18 protein-coding genes are annotated in these 19,171 nt (G+C 67.5%); 9 read left to right on the top strand and 9 right to left on the bottom strand.

The genetic code is table 11. The annotated features are described in order from the left end of the window. Positions 1–15 precede the first annotated feature (15 nt). The 3 genes from IP69_RS13425 to IP69_RS13415 all read left to right on the top strand — a co-directional run bounded on the left by IP69_RS13425 (position 16) and on the right by IP69_RS13415 (position 4,616). The gene (locus IP69_RS13425) at positions 16–633 is read left to right on the top strand and encodes a TlpA disulfide reductase family protein (protein WP_248306830.1); all 618 of its coding nucleotides are present in this window, start codon (positions 16–18) and stop codon (positions 631–633) included. A gap of 85 nt (positions 634–718) precedes the next feature. Further along, complete coding sequence (locus IP69_RS13420; RefSeq protein WP_054143336.1) at positions 719–2,827, top strand: DUF294 nucleotidyltransferase-like domain-containing protein; 2,109 nt, start codon at positions 719–721, stop codon at positions 2,825–2,827. 58 nt (positions 2,828–2,885) lie between these two features. Continuing rightward, on the top strand, positions 2,886–4,616 hold the full coding sequence (locus IP69_RS13415) for a carbamoyltransferase C-terminal domain-containing protein (RefSeq protein ID WP_054143335.1): 1,731 nt from the start codon (positions 2,886–2,888) through the stop codon (positions 4,614–4,616). 71 nt (positions 4,617–4,687) lie between these two features. Here the strand turns inward: IP69_RS13415 and IP69_RS21895 are convergent, their stop codons facing one another. Continuing rightward, positions 4,688–4,840, bottom strand: coding sequence for a hypothetical protein (locus IP69_RS21895; protein ID WP_156323447.1), 153 nt, complete (start codon positions 4,838–4,840; stop codon positions 4,688–4,690). An 82-nt stretch (positions 4,841–4,922) separates the two neighbouring features. Between IP69_RS21895 and IP69_RS13410 the strand changes: the two genes are divergently transcribed. Further along, positions 4,923–5,531, top strand: a complete 609-nt coding sequence (locus IP69_RS13410) for an AAA family ATPase (RefSeq protein ID WP_054143334.1) — start codon at positions 4,923–4,925, stop codon at positions 5,529–5,531. A gap of 7 nt (positions 5,532–5,538) precedes the next feature. Here IP69_RS13410 and grxD read toward each other — a convergent pair whose 3' ends face one another. From grxD to purL, 4 genes are read right to left on the bottom strand one after another with little or no spacing between them, the layout of a single operon-like run. Continuing rightward, on the bottom strand, positions 5,539–5,874 hold the full coding sequence (grxD, locus tag IP69_RS13405; protein ID WP_054143333.1) for a Grx4 family monothiol glutaredoxin: 336 nt from the start codon (positions 5,872–5,874) through the stop codon (positions 5,539–5,541). A 13-nt stretch (positions 5,875–5,887) separates the two neighbouring features. Next, on the bottom strand, positions 5,888–6,409 hold the full coding sequence (locus tag IP69_RS13400) for a DUF29 family protein (protein WP_054143332.1): 522 nt from the start codon (positions 6,407–6,409) through the stop codon (positions 5,888–5,890). Further along, positions 6,381–6,671, bottom strand: a complete 291-nt coding sequence (locus IP69_RS13395) for a BolA family transcriptional regulator (RefSeq protein ID WP_054143331.1) — start codon at positions 6,669–6,671, stop codon at positions 6,381–6,383. The genes IP69_RS13400 and IP69_RS13395 overlap by 29 nt, the downstream gene beginning before the upstream one ends. 11 nt (positions 6,672–6,682) lie before the next feature. Further along, entirely contained in the window at positions 6,683–8,893 is a 2,211-nt protein-coding gene (gene purL, locus IP69_RS13390; RefSeq protein WP_197279863.1) for a phosphoribosylformylglycinamidine synthase subunit PurL, read from the bottom strand. Between the two features lie 186 nt (positions 8,894–9,079). Here purL and IP69_RS13385 point away from each other — a divergent pair, with 186 nt between their 5' ends. Next, a complete protein-coding gene (locus IP69_RS13385) occupies positions 9,080–10,309 on the top strand; it encodes a pilus assembly protein (protein ID WP_197279861.1) in 1,230 nt (409 codons plus the stop codon). Here the strand turns inward: IP69_RS13385 and IP69_RS13380 are convergent. The 3 genes from IP69_RS13380 to IP69_RS13370 are packed head-to-tail and all read right to left on the bottom strand — an operon-like array spanning position 10,284 to position 12,530. Beyond that, a complete protein-coding gene (locus IP69_RS13380; protein WP_054143329.1) occupies positions 10,284–10,736 on the bottom strand; it encodes a thioesterase family protein in 453 nt (150 codons plus the stop codon). The two genes, IP69_RS13385 and IP69_RS13380, sit on opposite strands and share 26 nt — an antisense overlap. Then, complete coding sequence (locus tag IP69_RS13375) at positions 10,733–11,620, bottom strand: methyltransferase domain-containing protein (protein ID WP_054143328.1); 888 nt, start codon at positions 11,618–11,620, stop codon at positions 10,733–10,735. The genes IP69_RS13380 and IP69_RS13375 overlap by 4 nt, the downstream gene beginning before the upstream one ends. A gap of 28 nt (positions 11,621–11,648) precedes the next feature. Further along, positions 11,649–12,530, bottom strand: a complete 882-nt coding sequence (locus IP69_RS13370) for a UTP--glucose-1-phosphate uridylyltransferase (RefSeq protein WP_054143327.1) — start codon at positions 12,528–12,530, stop codon at positions 11,649–11,651. 311 nt (positions 12,531–12,841) lie between these two features. Here IP69_RS13370 and IP69_RS13365 point away from each other — a divergent pair, with 311 nt between their 5' ends. Continuing rightward, the gene (locus IP69_RS13365; RefSeq protein WP_082359294.1) at positions 12,842–14,086 is read left to right on the top strand and encodes a lytic murein transglycosylase; all 1,245 of its coding nucleotides are present in this window, start codon (positions 12,842–12,844) and stop codon (positions 14,084–14,086) included. 65 nt (positions 14,087–14,151) lie between these two features. After that, positions 14,152–15,378: an SGNH family hydrolase gene (locus IP69_RS13360; protein WP_054143326.1), complete on the top strand. Its 1,227-nt coding sequence runs from the start codon at positions 14,152–14,154 to the stop codon at positions 15,376–15,378. Between the two features lie 42 nt (positions 15,379–15,420). Here IP69_RS13360 and IP69_RS13355 read toward each other — a convergent pair whose 3' ends face one another. Continuing rightward, positions 15,421–16,383, bottom strand: a complete 963-nt coding sequence (locus tag IP69_RS13355) for an EamA family transporter (RefSeq protein ID WP_349236298.1) — start codon at positions 16,381–16,383, stop codon at positions 15,421–15,423. 244 nt (positions 16,384–16,627) lie between these two features. On the opposite strand from IP69_RS13355, the gene IP69_RS13350 reads away from it, so the two are divergent. Next, positions 16,628–17,821 (top strand): MFS transporter, encoded by a 1,194-nt coding sequence (locus IP69_RS13350; protein WP_054143324.1) that lies wholly within the window; start codon positions 16,628–16,630, stop codon positions 17,819–17,821. 104 nt (positions 17,822–17,925) lie between these two features. After that, complete coding sequence (locus IP69_RS13345) at positions 17,926–19,167, top strand: MFS transporter (protein ID WP_054143323.1); 1,242 nt, start codon at positions 17,926–17,928, stop codon at positions 19,165–19,167. The last annotated feature ends 4 nt before the right edge of the window (positions 19,168–19,171 follow it).

Below are 19,171 nucleotides of genomic sequence, written 5' to 3'. Positions count from 1 at the left end.
AGGTCCAGACTGAAAATGACGGCCGCGATCGGAGCCTTCGCCCTGGTCGCCGTCGCGGGCGTTGCGGCCTTCTACTCCGTTGCGGGCAATGCCGGCAATTCCGCATCTTGCAGTGCCGCCCGCGCGACGACGGCGCGCATGGCGCCGCTGGCACGCGGCGAGGTCGCCGCCGTCCAGGTTCATCCCAGGCCGATGCCGACGACCGACCTCGCCTTCGAGGGCCCCGACGGCCAGCCGACATCGCTGTCGGCGTTCAAGGGCCGCGTGCTGCTGGTCAATCTCTGGGCGACCTGGTGCCTGCCCTGCCTCAAGGAAATGCCGGCGCTCGACGCGCTGCAGACGGCGCTCGGCGGCCCGGATTTCGCGGTGGTGGCGATCAACATCGACACCCGCAACCTCGACAAGCCCAAGGCCTGGCTGGCCAAGCGCGAGATCACGGCGCTGCCCTATTATGCCGATCCGCAGGCCAAGGTCTTCCAGGAGCTGCGCGCCGCCCGCAAGGTCGAGGGCATGCCGGTCAGCCTGATCGTCGACCGCGACGGCTGCGAACTCGCGATCCTGCAGGGCCCGGCCGACTGGGCGAGCGCGGATGCAAAGGCGCTGATCGGGGCGGCGATGGCGCCTCCACGCTAGGGCGGGCTTTCCCCCATCCGAACGTCGTCTGGCCAGATCCGCGCGCTTGACGTTAGGCTGTCCCGCAAAGGGCGGAGACAACCGCATGCCGAACCTGCTGCAGGCCACGCCGCTGTTTGCGATCCGCGGCGTCGCGCTCGACGCCGAGACGACGGGGCTCGACGTCAGGCGCGCCCGGATGATCGAGATCGCGGCGATCCATCTCGATGGCGGGCGCCTCGACCGGGCCAACGCCTTCCAGAGCCTGATCGCCTGCGATGTCGACATTCCTGCCAGCGCGCGCGCGGTCCACGGCATCGATCGCGCGACCCTGGCCGGCGCACCCGCCTTCGAGGTCCTGTATCCCGGGATCGGCGCCTTCATCGCCGGGCGGATCCTGATCGGCCATACGATCGGCTTCGACATCGCCATGCTGACGCAGGAGGTCGAGCGCCTCGGCCAGCGCTTCACGCCGCCGATCGCGCTCGACATCCGCCTGCTGGCGCAGCTTGCGGAGCCTGGCCTGCCCTCCTATTCGCTCGAGGCGCTGGGCGCCTGGCTCGAAATCCCCCCGCAGGAGCGCCATCGTGCGCTCGGCGATGCGATGGCCGCCGGCCTGATCTTCCTTGCTCTGGCGCCACGCCTGCGGGATAGGGGCATCCGCACGGTCGGCGAGGCGGTCGCTGCCAGCCGCCGCATCACCGATGCCATGGCTGGCGCGGCCCCGCCTGCCTGGGAACTGCGCTCGCCCGCCCATGAGGGCGATCCGCTGCCTAAACTGGACAGCTACCCCTACCGCCACCGCGTGCGCGACGTGATGCGCGCCGATCCGGTGATCCTTCCCGTCGCGACCCCGATTTCGGAGGCGCTAGCCGCGATGGCGGGCCAGGGGCTCAGTTCGGTCTTCATCGGAGACCCGGCTTCCGGCCCCGACACAATGGCGATCCTGACCGAGCGCGACCTGCTGCGCGCCATGGCACGGGAAGGGGCCGATGCGCTGGCGCTGCCGGCTTCGCGCTTTGCCTCGCGCCCGGTCGTGGGCATCCCCGCCGACGCCTTCCTCTACCGGGCGATCGGGCGGATGAGCGCGCGCAGCATCCGCCACCTTGCCGTCACCGACGAGCAGGACCGGATCGTCGGCGTGGTGACGCCGCTCAAACTGCTGCAGCTTCGCGCCAGCACGGCGGTCGCTCTCGGCGACGACATCGACACCGCTCCCGACGCGCCCGCGCTTGGCCAGATCTGGGCCAGGCTGCCGCTGATGGCGCGGGCTCTGCTGGCCGAGGATGTGCCGGCCCGGATGATCGCGGCCGTGATCGCCCGCGAGGTCGGCGCGCTGACACGCCGGGCCGCGATCCTCGCGGAAGCCGAGCTGATCGCGGCCGGGGCGGGGCCGGCGCCTTGCGCCTATGCCGTGCTGGTGCTCGGCTCGGTCGGGCGCGGCGAGAGCCTGCTCGCCATGGACCAGGACAACGCCCTGGTCTTCGCGGACGGAGAGCCCGGCGGCGAGGCAGACCTGTGGTTCGCGCGGCTCGGCCGCCGCATGGCCGCGATCCTCGACGAGGTCGGCGTGCCCCTGTGCAAGGGCGGCGTGATGGCCTCCGAGCCGGATTTTCGCGGCTCGGTCGCGACCTGGCGGCAGCGCATCGCGCAATGGCTCGGCCGCTCCAATCCACAGGACCTTCTGAGCGTCGACATCGTCTTCGACTTCAAGGCGGTGCATGGCGATCGTGCCATGGCCGAGCAGCTCTGGCGCGACGCCTGGGCAGCGGCGCGCGGCCAGACCGCCTTCCTCAAGCTGCTGGCGGAGAATGCCGGCCAGCCGGCAACGGGCCTGACTCTGTTCGGCGGCATGCGTACCGAAGAGGATGGCCGCATTGACCTGAAGCGGACGGGGCTGAAGGACATCGTCACCACGGCGCGCCTGCTCGCGCTGCATCACGGCGTGCCCCGGCACGCGACGCAGGCGCGGCTGGAAGCGGTCGCGGCGCTAGGAACCGGCGCGACCCAAGATCTCGCCGAGATCGACCGCGACCATGCCTTGCTGATCGACTGTATCCTGAGCCAGCAACTCGCCGATATCGCGGCGGGCTTGAGCCCGTCGAACCGCGTTTCGCCCGCCACCATCGGCAAGGCACGCACGGCGTCGCTGAAACAGGCCCTCGGGCGCCTTTCGATTCTGGAGGAACTGCGCCGGGACCAGCTCGCGGGATGATCGACCGGCAATCCGTGCTAGGGGTAGGCTCGGTTTCCCGATGTTTCGACAAGGCAGCATGACCTACACGATTGGCCTGGCCACCACCTTCCATGACCCCGCGCTCGCGATCATCGGGCCTGACGGCGAGGTTCTCTTCGCCGAGGCGACCGAGCGCTATCTGCAGTTCAAGCGCGCCCCCAACTGCGAGCCCGATTCGCCGGCGCGCATGGAATCGCTGCTCAAACGCTACATCCCGCCGGATGCCGAGGTGGCGATCGCGACGAGCTGGGGCGAGGAGTTCACCGGCTTTCTGGACCAGATGAGCCGCGCCGGCTCGTTTTCGCTGGACGCCCTGCTCAAGCTCTCGCCTGAGCTCAACCGCTCGCTGGTGCCGGAACGCACGGAACGCGCTCTGATCGCCTCGCTGCATCAGGGCCAGCAGCGCGCCGGCATCGGCACGCTGCTCGGACTCGACCGTGCCTTCGGCCGGGCGAATGTCACGGGCCTCACGCGCTATGGCCATCATCTAAGCCATGCGGCCTATGCCTGCTGGTCGTCGCCCTTCACGGACGCCGCCTGCCTCGTCGTCGATGGCATGGGCGAGACCGGCGCCTCGGCCATCTTCGCGCTGGAGGGCGGGCGCATCCGCGAGGTGAAACGCCATCGCGGACGCGAATCGATCGGCTTCTTTTTCGGGCTCGTCACCGATCTCGCCGGCTTCGACCAGGCCAAGGGCGAGGAGTGGAAGATCATGGGGCTCGCGCCTTATGGGCGGACCGACGAGCGCCTGATGGCGCTGCTGCGGAGGCTTTACACGATCGAGGGCCACAAGCTCTCCTTTGCCAAGGCCGATGCCGTGCAGGCGGTGGCGGCGGAGATCCTGAGTTTACGCCCGGCGGAGGCACTCGACCAGGGCTGGGCCGATCTCGCGCGCTGCGGGCAGGATGTCTTCGCCGAGATGATGGAGGCGCTGCTGGCGCAGACCGCCGCGCTGGTGCCCTCCGCCAATCTCGTGCTCGCCGGCGGCTGCGCGCTGAACTCCTCCTTCAACGGCAAGATTGTCGGCCGCCACGGCTTCACGGAGGTCTTCGTGCCCTCCGCCCCGGCCGATGACGGCAATGCGATCGGCGCCGCCTGGCTGAGCCACGCGCAGGCGAACCCGGACTGGCGCGCGCCCAGGGGCCCGGCTTCGCCCTATCTCGGCTCAACCGTCTCGACCGAACCGCTGGAGCGGATGCAGGCCTGGGAACCCCGGCTTCGCAAGCTCGCCCCCGAAGAGGTCGCGCCCGTCGCCGCGAAGCTGCTGACGGAAGGCAAGCTGATCGGCTGGGTCCAGGGCCGGGCCGAGTTCGGCCCGCGCGCGCTCGGCAATCGCTCGATCATCGCCGATCCGCGCCCGGCGAACGCCAAGGACATCCTCAACGCCAAGGTCAAATACCGCGAGGCCTTCCGCCCCTTCGCCCCGTCGATCCTGGCCGAGCATGGCCCGGCCTGGTTCGAGGACTATCAGGACGCGCCCTATATGGAGCGCACGCTCACCTGGAAGGAGGCCGTCCGCCACCACGTCCCAGCCGTGGTGCATGAGGACGGCACGGGACGTCTCCAGAGCGTCACGGCGCCGCGCAATCCGCGCTACCACGCCCTGATCTCGGCCTTTCACGCGCTGACCGGAGTGCCGGTGATCCTCAACACCTCCTTCAACATCATGGGCAAGCCGATCCTGCACACGGCCGAGGATGCGATCCTGATGTTCTACACCAGCGGGCTCGATGCGCTGGTGGTGGAGGACTGGCTTCTGGTGAAGTGAGGATCAGTCTGGGTCGATGGCGGCGCGGAAGGCCGCGATTTCGATGTCGATGCGGGCAAGGAAGCAGTGCGTCAAACAGCGCTCGGATCGGCGGCCCCCAACACGATCCCTTCCTCCAGCGCGCGCGCATAGGCGGCGAGCACCGGTTTCAACGCCTCGACGGCATCCCGGCAATTGGCCAGCTTGCGATCACGTCGCTCGCGCAAGGTGAGATACGGACCCATGCGGATATTATAGCATGACGTCATGAGTGATGCCGAGATGCGCAAAGTGGCGATGCGGCATGCCGCGTGCTAGCCAGACCGTATGAATGCTCCGCAGCCGCAATTCTGGATCGTCGCCGGCCCCAACGGCGTCGGCAAGACGACCTATGCGTTCAGGCACATCAAGGCCGTGTCCGGCAGCACCAGTTTCGTCAATCTCGACGAGATCGCGCGGGGTCTGTCCCCACTCGACCCCTCTGCGGAGCAGCAGCGTGCCGCCCGCGTCGCACTGGAACTGACTCGGTCGCTGATCGCGCACCGACGGTCGTTTTCAATCGAAACGACCTTGTCGGGTCAAACACATCTTCGGACAATCACGGCGGCGCGGGAGGCCGGCTTTGCCGTCAATCTGCTGTTCTTCCTGGTCGCCACGCCTGAGGTGTCGCTGTCCAGGATCGCACGCAGGGTCAGCGAAGGCGGTCATGACGTCGCCGAAGTCGACGTCCGCCGCCGCTTCGACCGGGCGATTGCAAACCTGCCGCGTTACATCTCGGCCGTCGACCAGTGGCGTGTCTTTGATAACGCAACCTTGAAACCAAGGGCTGTCGCGGAAGGGAGACGCGGCTGCATCGCCCTGCTCGAACGATCAGCGACGCTGCCCGGTGCGTTGTGGGACGTTCTGGAAACGCTTCCGCCCTGCCCAGAAGCCTGAGCGAGCCTCAGCTCGCCTGTTTGACGGCGATGCCCTTCTCTTCGAGCAGGGCCTGCAACTCACCGGCCTGAAACATCTCGCGGGTGATGTCGCAGCCGCCGACGAACTCGCCCTTGACGTAGAGCTGCGGGATCGTCGGCCAGTTCGAATAGGCCTTGATGCCCTCGCGGATCTCCTGATCCTCCAGCACGTTGACGCCCTTGAACGGCACGCCGACGTAAGACAGGATCTGAACGACCTGTCCCGAGAAGCCGCACATCGGGAATTGTGGCGTGCCCTTCATGAAGAGCACCACATCGGCGGACTTCACTTCGGCATCGAGGCGGGCGTTGACGTCGGTCATGGGTGGCGATCTCCTAGGACAAGGGTTCGTTTGCTCGGCGGGAGCGGCCGAGACGCATTTCAGCGATCGATACGGCTTGATCAAGATCCAGTTCGGGATCGATCAGTTCATCCAGAGTCAGCGGGCATTCACCAGCCAAATCGCCAGCGAGGCTTTCGCCATGCTCGGCGAGCGACAGCCCCGCCTGACGGAGCGCCTTGCCCCAGATCCGATCGATATCGACCTTCTGGCGCATGGCGCGCGTGAAATACTCTGCCGCATCATCATGAAACGCCTGCGCTTCTGTCCGCCAATGCCCGTAAGCCTGGGATCGGGGAACCGACAGGGCCTTTGCCAAGTGTATCAGGAATTGTCGGGTCAAGCCTGTGAATTTGAAGAGGAAATCCTGCGCCACCCCTTCAATCTCCTCGGCGACATGCTCCCAGTCGAGCAGGTTCGACAGATCGGGCCGCGTGCGCGCAAGCTCCCTCAAGCCACGAGACTGCTGCTCGGCCCAGGCGACGATGTCATCCTCGTAAAGCGTATCGGCCGGCATGGCAGCCTCCGCAGAAACTCGTCCCCTGATTTTGGGGAACCGAGGTCGTCAGCGCAAGGGCATGCAGCACGCCGCCCATGTTCCCCTGCAGCGCCGCATAGACCATCTGATGCTGCTGCACCCGCGTCTTGCCCGTGAAGGCGGCCGAGATCACGGTCGCGGCATAATGGTCGCCGTCACCGGCGAGATCCTTGATCTCGACGATGGCATCCGGCAGCGCCGCCTTGATCATCGCCTCGATGTCGTGGGCATCCATCGCCATGGCAAAACTCCTCAGGCGGTCTTGCCGGCCATATAGGCCGGCAGCCAGGTTTCATGCGCGCTCTTGAGCTCCGCCAGGGCCAGCGGAGTCTCGCCCGGCAGCGCAAAGGTGTCGCCGCCCGTCTGGCCGAGCACCGTCACCGGCACGCCCGCCGCCGCGATCTCGGCGCGGACGGTCTCGGCGGAAGCCGCCGGAACCGTGACCAGATAGCGCGCCTGATCCTCGCCGAAGAGAACGGCATGGACGGACCCCGCCGGCAGGCTATCGATCGTGGCACCCATGCCGCCCGCCATCGCCATCTCGGCCAGGGCCACCGCGAGACCGCCATCGGACAGGTCGTGGCAGGCCGTGACGCGCTGGCTCGTGATCATCCCACGCACGGCATCGCCATTGCGGCGCTCGACGGCAAGATCGACCGGGGGCGGCGCTCCCTCTTCGCGGCCGCAGACGGTCGCGAGATAGGCACTCTGGCCGAGCCATCCGGTGGTCTCGCCGATCAGCAGGATCGCCTCGCCCTCAGCCTTGAAAGCGATGGTGGCATGCTTCGTCACATCGGCCAGCACGCCGACGCCGCCAATGGTCGGGGTCGGCAGGATCGAGACACCGTTGGTCTCGTTGTAGAGCGAGACATTCCCTGAGACGACGGGGAAGTCGAGCGCGCGGCAGGCCTCACCGATTCCCTTGATGCAGCCGACGAGCTGGCCCATCACCTCGGGCCGCTCCGGATTGCCGAAGTTGAGATTATCGGTGACGGCGAGCGGCGTCGCGCCCGTCGCGGTCAGGTTGCGCCAGGCTTCCGCCACCGCCTGCTTGCCGCCCTCGAACGGATCGGCCTCGCAATAGCGCGGCGTCACGTCGGCAGTCATGGCGAGGCCCTTCGGCCCGTCCTCGATCCGGATCAGCCCGGCATCGCCACCCGGCGTCACCACCGAATTGCCGAGGATCAGCGTGTCGTACTGCTCCCACACCCAGCGCTTCGAGCAGAGATCGGGCGAGCCGATCAGGGTCAGCAGCGCCTGCGCGTTCGAGACTGGCGGCTCGACGCTTTCGGGCGCGATGCGCTGCTGCGGCGGCGTCTCGATCCAGGGCCGGTCATATTCGGGCGCCTCGTCGCCGAGCTCCTTGATCGGCAGGTCGGCCATGACCTCGCCCTGGTGCTTCACGACGAAGCGCAGATCGTCGGTGGTGTGGCCGATGACCGCGAAATCCAGTCCCCATTTCTTGAAGATGGCTTCGGCGGGCTCCTCATGGCCCGGCTTGATCACCATGAGCATGCGCTCCTGGCTCTCCGACAGCATCATCTCATAGGCGCTCATGCCCTCCTCGCGGCAGGGCACCGCGTCGAGGTTGAGTTCCACGCCGAGATCGCCCTTGGCGCCCATCTCGACGGCAGAGCAGGTCAGCCCTGCCGCGCCCATGTCCTGGATCGCGTCGACATGGCCGGCCGCCATGATTTCGAGGCAGGCTTCGAGCAGCAGCTTCTCGGCGAAGGGGTCGCCAACCTGCACGGTCGGGCGCTTCTCCTCGGCGCCCTCGCCGAAGGCGGCGGACGCCATGGTCGCGCCATGGATGCCGTCGCGGCCGGTCTTGGAGCCGAGATAGACGATGGCTTTGCCGACGCCCGAGGCCTTGGCGTAGAAAATCTCGTCGGCCCGCGCGATGCCGACCGCCATGGCGTTGACCAGGATGTTGCCGTCGTAGCGGCTGTGGAAGCCGGTCAGGCCGCCGACATTGGGCACGCCGAAGGAATTGCCGTAGCCGCCGACGCCGGCGACGACGCCCGAGACGAGATGGCGCGTGCGCGGATGGTCCGGCGAGCCGAAGCGCAGCGCATCGAGCACGGCGATCGGCCGGGCCCCCATGGTAAAGACGTCGCGCAGGATGCCGCCGACACCCGTCGTCGCGCCCTGATAGGGCTCGATGAAGGACGGGTGGTTGTGGCTTTCCATCTTGAAGACGATCGCCAGACCGTCGCCGATATCGATGACGCCGGCATTCTCGCCCGGCCCCTGGATCACCCAGGGCGCCTTGGTCGGCAGAGTCTTGAGATGAATCTTCGAGGATTTGTACGAGCAGTGCTCGTTCCACATCGCCGAGACGATGCCGAGTTCCGTGATCGAGGGCTCGCGCCCGATCAGATGCAGGAAGCGCTGATACTCGTCGGGCTTGAGGCCATGCTCGGCCACGAGCTGCGGCGTGATCTTGATGTCGTTGGGAATCACGGGGCGAAGGTTCCTGGCGTTTGGGCCGCGCGGCGGATCTTCGATCGCCACACGTCTTCGATGACGCGGGGCATAGCGCGCCTGACCGGCTGAGACAACGCATTCCGGCACTGCCGCGCGCGGCTGGCATGCGATCTGCGCTGTTCTTCCCGGCACGGGGCGGATCGTGCCATGGAGGAACAGTCGATGTCGCTTTTGTCCCGTTTCAGGAAAGACGCGTCCGGCAATGTCGCGATCATGTTCGGATTCGTCGCGGTGCCGCTGATCGGGATCGCCGGTGCCTGCGTCGATTACGCCCGGGCGAGCTCGGCTCGCGCCAGCTTGAACATCGCTGTCGACTCGGCTGCGCTGATGGTCGCGCGTGATGCGACGAAACTCTCCGATGCGGAGCTCAAAACCCGCGCCGAAGCTCTCATCCGCGCCAATCTCGCGGGCAATTCCGACGCGAAGCTCGGGACCCATACGATTGCGATCGACCGCGCGGCGCGCACCGTCAACGTCACGGCGGGTACGGCCGTCGAGACCAGCCTGACCAAGCTCATCGGCTTCGAGACGATCCCGGTGTCGTCGACCGCCCAGGCGGCCTGGGGAACGAATAAGGTCGAGCTTGCGCTGGTGCTCGACAATACCGGTTCGATGTCCTCGTCCAGCAAGATGAGCGAACTGAAGAAGGCCTCGCTCGACCTGCTGAAGATCATGAAGGAGGCTTCGACCGAAACCGACCAGATCAGGATTTCGGTGGTGCCCTTCGCGACGCAGGTGCGGCTGCCGCTTTCGTATAAGGACTCGCCCTGGCTGCGCTACGACCAGACCAAGGGCACCGGCAAGAACAAGCAGACGATCTCCAAGACGAATTGGGAAGGCTGCGTGAGTGACCGCGACAAGCCCTATGACGTCAGCGATGCGGGCGCGGTGACGGGACAGAAGGAGACACTTTATCCCGCCGATTTCTGCGCCCAGTCGACGCTGACGCCGCTCCGTCCGCTAACCAGCGACTGGACCGCGCTGACCAGCACGATCAACGCGATGACGCCGGTCGGCAACACCAATGTCACCATCGGCGCCGCCTGGGGCGCGGCGAGCCTGAGTCCGATCGCGCCGCTGCCGGAAGCAGCGCCGGTCAACACGCCGCGACTGAGCAAATACATGATCCTGCTCACGGACGGCGACAACACCCAGAACCGCTTCGGCGACAACCAGGGCACGATGGACGACCGCACCGAAGCGGCCTGCACCAGCGCCAAGGCCAGCGGCATCAAGATCTATTCGATCCGCGTGATCAATGGCGACCGGGACCTGCTGCGCGGCTGCGCGAGCGAGACCGGCATGTATTACGAGGTGTCCAATGCCTCGCAGCTCGCGCCGATCTTCCAGCAGATTGCCCGCGAGATCAGCCAGATCCGCTTGACGATGTGAGCGCTTCGAGCGCGGCGCGCAGGTCGGCCGGGATCGGCACGGGGCGCTGCGTGGCGCGGTCGACATAGACATGGGTGAAGCGGCCCTGCGCCACGGCCCGCTCGCCATCCGCGCGGAAGACACCGATCCGGTAGGTCACCGAACTGGTGCCGAGCCGCTCGACGCCGAGCCCGATCTTGACGGTGTCCGGAAAGGCGACGCTCTCGAAATAGCTGCAGTGCGTCTCGACGACGAGGCCGATCGTGGCGCTGCCGGCAATGTCGAGGAAGCCGCGCTCGACCAGCCAGCCATTCACCGCCGTGTCGAACCACGCATAGTAGACGACGTTATTGACGTGCCCGTAGACATCATTGTCGGCCCAGCGCGTTGGAATGGTCCGGAACAGGCCAAAGGCGTTACGTGTGAGACGTTCCTGTTTGCCGCTCAACTCGGCTCTCCCGCTCTGTCGCCCGCGCCAATCTCCGGCACGCCCAGCGCATCGGCCAGCCGCGTTTTGGCCGAACCTGGGCGCAGCGGCTTCTGCTGGCTTTCATGCGGCGCCCAGCCCGAAAGCCAGACGATCTCGAAGGTCGCGCGCAGCCGCCCGTCGGGATCGGCGAAACGCTCGGCATAGAGCGCGGCAGCGCGCATCAGCGTGTCGCGGCGCAGGCCCGTCCGGCGGCGGGCCGTGAGCGCGTTGCCCCAGCCCATGGCCCGCAGATCGCGCAGAAGGCCGAAGATGTCGCGATAGCGCACGGTCACGACCTCGCTGTCGACCACGGGCAGCGCGAAGCCCGCCCGCTGCAGCAGGCTGCCGAGATCGCGCAGATCGGCAAAGGGTGCGATCCGCGGGCTGGCGCCGCCCGTCGTCTCGGCTTCGGCTTCGAGCAAAACGGGCCGTAATTCCTGAAGGGTGCGGCCGCCGAGCAGGCAGCCGGTGAACAGCCCGTCGGGCCGCAGCGCCCGCCTGATCTGGATCAGGGCACCGGGCAGGTCGTTGACGCCCTGCAAGGCGAGCAGGGAGACGGCGAGATCGAGGCCGCCTGGCGCGATCGGCAGGTTTTCGAGATCGCCTACCAGATCAGGCCGGCCACCCGGCGCTTCCGCCATGTGCAGCACCGCGCCCGCCTTGGCGCGAAGCACAGGCGCTGCCAGCGGCAAGGGCGAGCCGAGATCGGCGGCAATCTCGAAATGCCGGAGCACGGCGGCGAGCCGCTCCTCCAGATCCTCGACGGCCCGGGCCAGCAGGAAATCCGGATAGCCCGCAGCCAGTGCGCGCCTCAGCCGCGACCGGCCGAGGGCTCGGTCGAAGACGACCCCGCTCTCGCTCACTGGCCCGGATCCGGCGTCGCCCGACGCATCAACGCTCCAGCAGCCGCTCGATCTCCTGGCGGAACTGCGGGCCGATATCGGTGCGATCGAGCGCATAGGCGATATTGGCCGTCAGGAAGCCGATCTTCGAGCCGGTATCGTAGATGTCGCCGTCGAAGCGCACGGCGTGGAAGGGCTCGAGCCGCGACAGCGCGATCATCGAATCGGTCAGCTGGATCTCGCCGCCCGCGCCGGGCTCCTGGTTTGCGAGCAGGTTGAAGATCGTCGGCTGCAGGATGTAGCGGCCGGTGATGTGCAGGTTCGAGGGCGCGGTGCCCTTGGCCGGCTTCTCGACCATCTTGGTCACTTTCGAGACCTTGGCCTCGCGGTTCTCGACGCCGACGATCCCGTATTGATGGGTCTGGTCGTCGGGCACGGGGGCGACCGCGATGTGATTGCCGCCATGCTTGTTGTAGGCGTCGATCATCTGGGCGAGGCAGCCCTTGCCGTGGGTATGGTGCAGCATGTCGGGCAGCAGCAGCGCGAAGGGCTCGTCGTCGCCGATGATGTCGCGGGCGCACCAGACGGCATGACCGAGGCCAAGCGGCGCCTGCTGGCGGGTGAAGCTGGTGGCGCCAGCCGGCGGCAGATCGGCCAGAAGCGCCTCGAGCTCCGCGATCTTGTTGCGCTTGCGCAATGTGTCGTCGAGTTCATAGGCCAGATCGAAATGATCCTCGATCACCGCCTTGTTGCGTCCGGTGATGAAGACGAAATGCTCGATCCCGGCTGCGCGGGCCTCGTCGACAACATGCTGCACGACGGGTCGATCGACCACCGTCAGCATTTCCTTGGGTATCGCCTTGGTGGCGGGTAGGAAGCGGGTGCCGAGACCGGCGACGGGGAAAACGGCCTTGCGGATGCGTTTCGACATGGAAGGTCCAGTTGGCGCCTTGGCCTGGCGTGTGGCGTTTCGGAAAGGTGCGGCCAGCTCGCGGCTTTGTGTTGAGCCGGTTGCATCCTACGCATAGCAGAACCAGCTTGCGATACCGTCAACGCTTTTTGCGTCGGGGCGGTTCCTGCATCCCTCGACGGGGCCGCCGCATCCGTTGCGAACCCGGCGGGCAAAGGGCGCCGCTGCCGACAGGGTCGTGCAGGCCGCTGGCCTTTACCTTCGATTAAGCTTGTTCAGGCGCTGTAGGGCCAGCATCATCCCGACACTCCCGCCAGAAAGCGAGATCGCCCATGCGTCTGTCCGTCATCGCCGCCACGGCCCTGATCAGCCTCGCACCGGCGCTGGCGCAGACCACCGGCTCGATCAACACCTCGGCGGCCAGGGCAAGGGATGCCACGCCCACCCCGGCCGCACGACCGGCGAACTCCGGCTTCGACGCGTTCGTGCAACGCCTCTGGCCGCTGGCGCAAGCGCGTCGCGTCTCGCGTGCGACGTTCGACTCGGCCTTTCGCGGCGTTTCGCCCGATCCCTCGATCGCAGCGCTCACCAGGAAGCAGTCGGAGTTCACCGCGCCGATCTGGGGCTATCTCAACAGCGCCGTCGGCGGCACGCGCATCCCACGGGGGCGAGACGCGGCCGCCGAGAATGCCGGCGTGCTGGCACAGGTCGAGGCGCGCTATGGCGTGCCTCGCGAGATCGTGCTCGGCGTTTGGGGGATGGAAACCAATTACGGCTCGTTCAAGGGCGACAAGGACACGATCCGCTCGCTGGCGACGCTCGCCCATCTGCGCTATCGCGGCGACTTCTTCCGCGACGAATTGCTGACGGCGCTGGAGTTGATCGAGGCGGGCCATGTCGAGCGTCGCGAGTTGCGCGGCTCCTGGGCGGGCGCCATGGGCCACACCCAGTTCATGCCCTCGAGCTACAGCAAATACGCGGTGGACTTCACCGGCGACGGCCATGCCGACATCTGGAGTTCGACCGCCGACGCGCTCGCCTCCACCGCCAACTACCTCAAGGGCCATGGCTGGGTGCAGGGCCTGCCCTGGGGCCTCGAAGTCACCTTGCCAGAGCGCTTCGACCACCGGCTCAGCCAGGCGAGCTTCTCCGCCTTCGCATCGGCCGGCGTGCGCCGGGCCGATGGCGGCCGCCTGCCGGGCTCCGGCGAAGGCCGGCTGTTCTACCCGGCCGGTCATCGCGGCCCGGTGATGCTGCTGACCGCGAATTTCGACGTCATCAAGAAGTACAATTCTTCGGACGCCTATGCGCTCGCCGTCGGCCATCTCGGCGACCGGATCCTGGGTCGCCCCGCGATCCAGGCCGACTGGCCGGTCCAGGCGCCGCGTCTCGACATGGCCGGCACGCGCGACCTGCAGCGCCGGCTGAAGGCGCTCGGCCTCTACAACCACGATGCCGACGGGCGCATCGGCACCGGAACGCGCGAAGCGGTGCGGCAATACCAGCTGCGCAACGGCGAAATTGCCGATGGCTGGCCGACCCCCGCCTTGCTGGCGAAGATGAAGTCCGGTGGCTGACGCAACGGCCATTCCGCGCTATGAATGACGTCACCGAGACACCGGCGCGGGATTGAACAGGCCCTATGCGTTTGCGCTCTCTTGTCCTGCTCCCGGCGCTGGCCGGCCTGCTGCTGCTGACCGGCGGTGGGGATGGCTTCGCGCAGCAGGGCCGTCAGGGCTTCCAGCAGCCGCAACCGCAGCAGCGTGGCTTCTTCCAATTCTTCTGGCAGCAACCGCCGCCGCCTCCCGTGGCTCAGCCCCAGCGCCAGCGCGTCGCTCCCGTGGTGCGCCGCCGCCCCACGGCTCCCGTGGTGGTGCGGGACGATCCCGTGATCCCCAAGGTCGATGTCGCCCATCATATCCTGGTGATCGGCGATTCACTGGCGAATTTGCTCGCCAGTGGCCTTGAGGATGCGCTCGAGAACCGGCCCGACCTTGCCGTCGTCGCGAAAGCCAAACCGGATTCCGGGCTCGTCCGGGCCGATTTCCACGACTGGCCCAAAGTCGCCGCCACGCTTCTCGCCGGCGACCAGACGATCAGTCTCGGTGTCATGATGATCGGCCTGAACGACCGCCAGGCGATCCGCGAGGGCGAGATCGTCCATGATCCGCTGAGCCCGCGCTGGCTCGAACTCTATCGCGAACGGATCCAGTCCGTGACCCAGGTTTTCGCGACGAGACGCATCCCGCTGATCTGGGTCGGCGCGCCACCGGTGCAGAACGCAAGGCTGTCGGCCGATCTCGTCACCTTCAACGAGCAGTATCGCCAGCTCGTCGAGCGCGGCGGCGGGCAATATGTCGATCTCTGGGGCGCTTTCGTCGATACCGAGAACCGCTATACGGCGACGGGGCCAGACGTCTCCGGCCAGACGATGCGGCTGCGGCTGGGCGACGGCATTCACTTCACGGAGGCCGGCGCGCGCAAGGCGGCACATTTCGTCGATGTGCTGGTGCGCCGCATGTTCGAACCCGGCACGCAGGGCGATGTCATTGCGCTGCCGGTTTCGCCCGACACCGGCGCTCCGAGCAATCCCGAACTTCAGCCCGGTGGGGTCGAGCGCCTGATCGACCAGATGGTCGCCGGCCTGCCCGTGATCAGCCTGCCGGCGGCACTCCAGGCCAAGCCGCTGGCGGGCCCGATCCTGCCGCTGACCGGCAATGCCGGGCCCGGCGAGCCGGCGCTTCTGGTCTCGATCCCCGATGCGCGGGGTCGGGGCGAGATCGCCGGCCAGCTTGACCGCATTTTCGGCGAGGGCATCCTGCCCGAGCCGAAACCGGGGCGGATGGACGACCACCGCTGGCCGCGTTGACCGCTCGGGGCGATGCTGGCCTGCTGCGAGGGGAGGGGTGTCCTAGCCCCCGCCCCGATTCTGCCGCGGCGACCAGCTTGCGACCAGCGCACCGACCACGATCAGAACGCAGGAAACCGCCAGCAACCAGCTTGGCTGGGCGTAGCCCGCCAGCACGAGGATGATGGTCGAGAGCACCGGCGCGGCATAGGAGGCGACGCCGAGCAGCGCGACGTCGCCCTGTTTCATGCCGATGTCCCAGACCACGAAGGCAAGGCCGATCGAGCCGAGCCCTAAGCCCATCACGCCTGCCCACTCCACGGCAGTCAGCGACCACAGCGTCGTCTCGAAGGCGGCGTGGCAGGCGAAGGCGGGGATGGCGCAGCCGAGCATGGTGATGCACAGGCTCTCCGAGGGCACCGCGGCGAAGCGGCGCGAGGCCACCGAATAGCTCGCCCAGACAAAGGCGCCGAGCGCCGCCAGTACATGCCCGAGCGCCAGACCCTGTCCCGAACCGAGCCCGCCCGAGACCAGCAGCGCGGTGGCGGCAAGGCCGATCAGCGCCCCGACCACGTGCCGGAGCCTGAGCTTGCCGCCGGGCAGCAGCGCAGCGAACAGCACGATCAGCAGCGGCCAGAGATAGTGGATCAGATTGGCTTCCGCCGCGGGCGCCGTCTTCACGGCGGCGTAGTAGAGCGCCGTGTCGCCGAACGGGCCATAGAGCCCGAGCGCGAAGGAGGCCGGCGTCGGGCGGATGTGCGCCAGCTGGCCGCGCGCCGCGGCGATGGCGAGGATCAGAAGCCCGCCGATGACGAAGGTCATGCCGACGAGCTGGAAGGGCGGCACCCGCCCGCTCATCGCGGTGAACACGGCCAGCGTCGACCAGAGCAGGATGGCGATGGCGCCGATGAGCGTGGCAGTGCGGGAGGTCATGAGCGGGGCGGGGCTTGGGGCAGGCGGTTGGCGCGGGTGGTCTCGATAGCAGGCGGGCAGGGCAAAGCCGATAGTCTGCGTGTGTTGATCCATGCGCCGTCATCCCGGGCGACCGGAGGGAGACCCGGGATCCATGCCGGAACCTCTCCGGCAAGCGCTCCGGAATGGATCCCGGATCTGCGCTTCGCTGCGTCCGGGATAACGGCGTGGTTCTAAACGACCAAGCTGTGAGCGTCTCACCGCAGCGCAGCACGGCTTCGGCGCCATGGCCGTCATGATCGGCACGCCGTGCGCGCGGCATTGACCGGGATAGGACGAAGGATCACAGGTCGAGACCATGACAACGCTCCCTCTTGCGGCCGCCGAGCGCCGCCCGCTGATCCCGATCCTGGTTGCGCTCAGTGTCGCGCATCTGCTGAACGATCTGCTTCAGTCGATGATCCCGGCGCTGTACCCGCTGATCAAGGAGAGCTTCCAGCTCGACTTCGGTCAGATCGGGTTGATCACGCTGGCCTTTCAGGTCACGTCGTCGCTGCTGCAGCCGCTGCTCGGCTGGCTTACCGACAAGCGGCCCTGGCCGCATGCGATGGTCGCCGGCATGGGGGCGACGCTGGTCGGTCTGCTGACGCTGGCCTTCGCCACAAGCTACGGCATGGTCCTGCTCGCCGCAGCGCTGGTCGGGCTGGGCTCGGCCGTGTTCCACCCGGAGGCGACCCGCATGGCGCGCCATGCCGCGGCCGGCCGGCAGGGGCTGGCGCAAGGGCTGTTCCAGGTCGGCGGCCATGCCGGCTATGCCATCGGCCCGCTGCTGGCGGCAGCCGTCGTGGTGCCGCGCGGGCAGGCGAGCCTGGCCTGGTTCTCGATCGTCGTGCTGGTCGCGATGGTGCTGATGTCCTGGACCGCCTCACGCTACAGCGCGTTCCGCCGCGCCCAGACCGCGAGCCATGGCGACGACGTCGCCAGGCACGGCTTGTCGCCCGCGCGTGTGCTGTTTGCGATGACGATCCTGATCCTGCTGCTGGTCTCGAAGAACGGCTACACTGCCGCCTTCACCTCCTATTACACCTTCTACCTGATGACGCGCTTCGAGGTCCCGCTGCAGCTCTCGCAGATCATGCTGTTCCTTTACCTTGCGGTCAGCACGGCCGGCGTCATCATTGGCGGCATGGTGGGGGACAGGATCGGCCGCGACCGGGTGATCTGGCTGTCGATCGTGGGCTCGCTGCCGTTTGCGCTGTTGTTGCCCCATGCCGACCTGTTCTGGACCGGCGTGCTCAGCGTGATCATCAGCTTCGTCATGGCGAGCGCCTTCTCGGCGATCCTGATCTACGCGATCGACCTCGTGCCGCATCGCGTCGGCCTCGTTGGCGGGCTGTTCTACGGGTTGTCCTTCGGGCTCGCCGGCATCGCGGCGGCTGTGCTGGGCGCGTTGGCGGACCGCATCGGCATCATCGAGGTCTTCCGCATCACCGCCTGGCTGCCGGCGCTGGGGCTGCTCACCTTTCTGCTGCCGAAGACGCGGCGGGGGTAGGTCTGGCGGCTTTTCGGTTGGGACGCACTCAGCCCACATTTTGCACCTAGCGGTTCCGCCTCATCCGGCCGCCTTTCGGCGGCCGTCCGCGCAGGAGAGAAGCCGTGCTGGTCCAGATCGGAACGCTGATTGCCGCCACCAGCCTGATCCAGCTCGCCAACGGCTTCTTCAACACCTTCCTGTCGCTGCGGCTGACGACGGAGGGCTTCGGCCCAACGGCGACCGGCCTCGTGCTCAGCGCCTATTTCGTCGGCTTTACCGTCGGTGCCGTCGGTTGCGGCGGCGTGATCCAGCGTGTCGGCCATATCCGCGCCTATGCGGCCTTTGCGGGGCTCGTCGTGGTCGGGGTGGCGATGATGCCGCTGTTCGTCTCGGCCGCGGCCTGGATCGCCTGCCGCATGGCGATGGGAATCGGCTGCGTCGGCCTGTTCATCACCACCGAAAGCTGGCTCAACGCCAAGGCGCAACCCGACCAGCGCGGGCGCGTTTTCTCGACCTATATGGTCGGCACCTTCCTGGCACTGGCCGTCGGGCAACTCGTGATCGCCAAGCTCGCCATCGAGTCGGCTGCGGCGTTTCATGTCGTGGGCGCGCTGTTCGCGCTGGCGCTCGTCATGGTCTGCACGACCCGGGCGGAGGCCCCCACCACCGTCGCTGAAGGCGGTTCGCTGCCCTATGGCGAGTTGACCCGGCATGCCCCGGTCGCGGTGGCGGGATGCGTCGTCAGCGGCATCGTCAGCAGCGCCTTCTATGCGCTGATTCCGGCCTGGATGCTGAACAACGGCATCGCTCAGGGCACCATCGCGCTGTTCATGCTCGTCGCCGTACTCGGCGGGCTCGCGCTGCAGGTGCCTGTCGGGCGCCTGTCCGACCGCAACGATCGCCGCCTCGTCCTGGCGGGGCTGGCGGTGGGGTTTGCGGCCGCCGCCGTGCTGCTGGTGCTGCTGCCGGCGCGGCTGGCGGTCGTGCTACCGGTCGCGGCCCTGCTCGGCGGCTTCATGTCGACGCTCTATCCCGTCTGCGTCGCCCACGCCTTCGACCGGATGCCGTCCGACCGCGTGGTCGCGGTCAGTGGCCGGTTGATCCTCGTCAGCGGCTTCGGCTCGGCCCTGGGGCCGATGCTTGGCGCGGCCATCATGGCCCGCTTCGATATCGACGGTCTGCTCTACTTCATGGCCCTGATGACGCTGCTGCTTGCGGCCATCGCCGGGCTGCGGGTCCGCATGCGGGCGCCCCCGGAGCATGTGGAGCGGCCCTTCGCCATCCTCGACCCGATGACGGCGCCGATCTCGCAGGAGCCCGAAGCGACCGAGGCGGACGGCTCGCCCCGGCCTGCGGCAGCGTAAGGTC

It is taken from the genome of Allobosea sp. AAP35 (assembly GCF_001295925.1).
Lineage (GTDB): Bacteria > Pseudomonadota > Alphaproteobacteria > Rhizobiales > Beijerinckiaceae > Allobosea.
Note: the sequence above shows the minus strand (reverse complement) of the source record. Positions and strands in the feature narration are given on the sequence as shown.

Excerpts from the sequence above, each read along its gene's own strand:
- IP69_RS13425 (WP_248306830.1), top strand. The coding sequence starts at position 16 with ATGACGGCCGCGATCGGAGCCTTCGCCCTGGTCGCCGTCGCGGGCGTT.
- IP69_RS13420 (WP_054143336.1), top strand. The coding sequence starts at position 719 with ATGCCGAACCTGCTGCAGGCCACGCCGCTGTTTGCGATCCGCGGCGTC.
- IP69_RS13415 (WP_054143335.1), top strand. The coding sequence starts at position 2,886 with ATGACCTACACGATTGGCCTGGCCACCACCTTCCATGACCCCGCGCTC.
- IP69_RS21895 (WP_156323447.1), bottom strand. The coding sequence starts at position 4,840 with ATGGGTCCGTATCTCACCTTGCGCGAGCGACGTGATCGCAAGCTGGCC.
- IP69_RS13410 (WP_054143334.1), top strand. The coding sequence starts at position 4,923 with ATGAATGCTCCGCAGCCGCAATTCTGGATCGTCGCCGGCCCCAACGGC.
- grxD (WP_054143333.1), bottom strand. The coding sequence starts at position 5,874 with ATGACCGACGTCAACGCCCGCCTCGATGCCGAAGTGAAGTCCGCCGAT.
- IP69_RS13400 (WP_054143332.1), bottom strand. The coding sequence starts at position 6,409 with ATGCCGGCCGATACGCTTTACGAGGATGACATCGTCGCCTGGGCCGAG.
- IP69_RS13395 (WP_054143331.1), bottom strand. The coding sequence starts at position 6,671 with ATGGCGATGGATGCCCACGACATCGAGGCGATGATCAAGGCGGCGCTG.
- IP69_RS13385 (WP_197279861.1), top strand. The coding sequence starts at position 9,080 with ATGTCGCTTTTGTCCCGTTTCAGGAAAGACGCGTCCGGCAATGTCGCG.
- IP69_RS13370 (WP_054143327.1), bottom strand. The coding sequence starts at position 12,530 with ATGTCGAAACGCATCCGCAAGGCCGTTTTCCCCGTCGCCGGTCTCGGC.
- IP69_RS13365 (WP_082359294.1), top strand. The coding sequence starts at position 12,842 with ATGCGTCTGTCCGTCATCGCCGCCACGGCCCTGATCAGCCTCGCACCG.
- IP69_RS13360 (WP_054143326.1), top strand. The coding sequence starts at position 14,152 with ATGCGTTTGCGCTCTCTTGTCCTGCTCCCGGCGCTGGCCGGCCTGCTG.
- IP69_RS13355 (WP_349236298.1), bottom strand. The coding sequence starts at position 16,383 with ATGGATCAACACACGCAGACTATCGGCTTTGCCCTGCCCGCCTGCTAT.
- IP69_RS13350 (WP_054143324.1), top strand. The coding sequence starts at position 16,628 with ATGACAACGCTCCCTCTTGCGGCCGCCGAGCGCCGCCCGCTGATCCCG.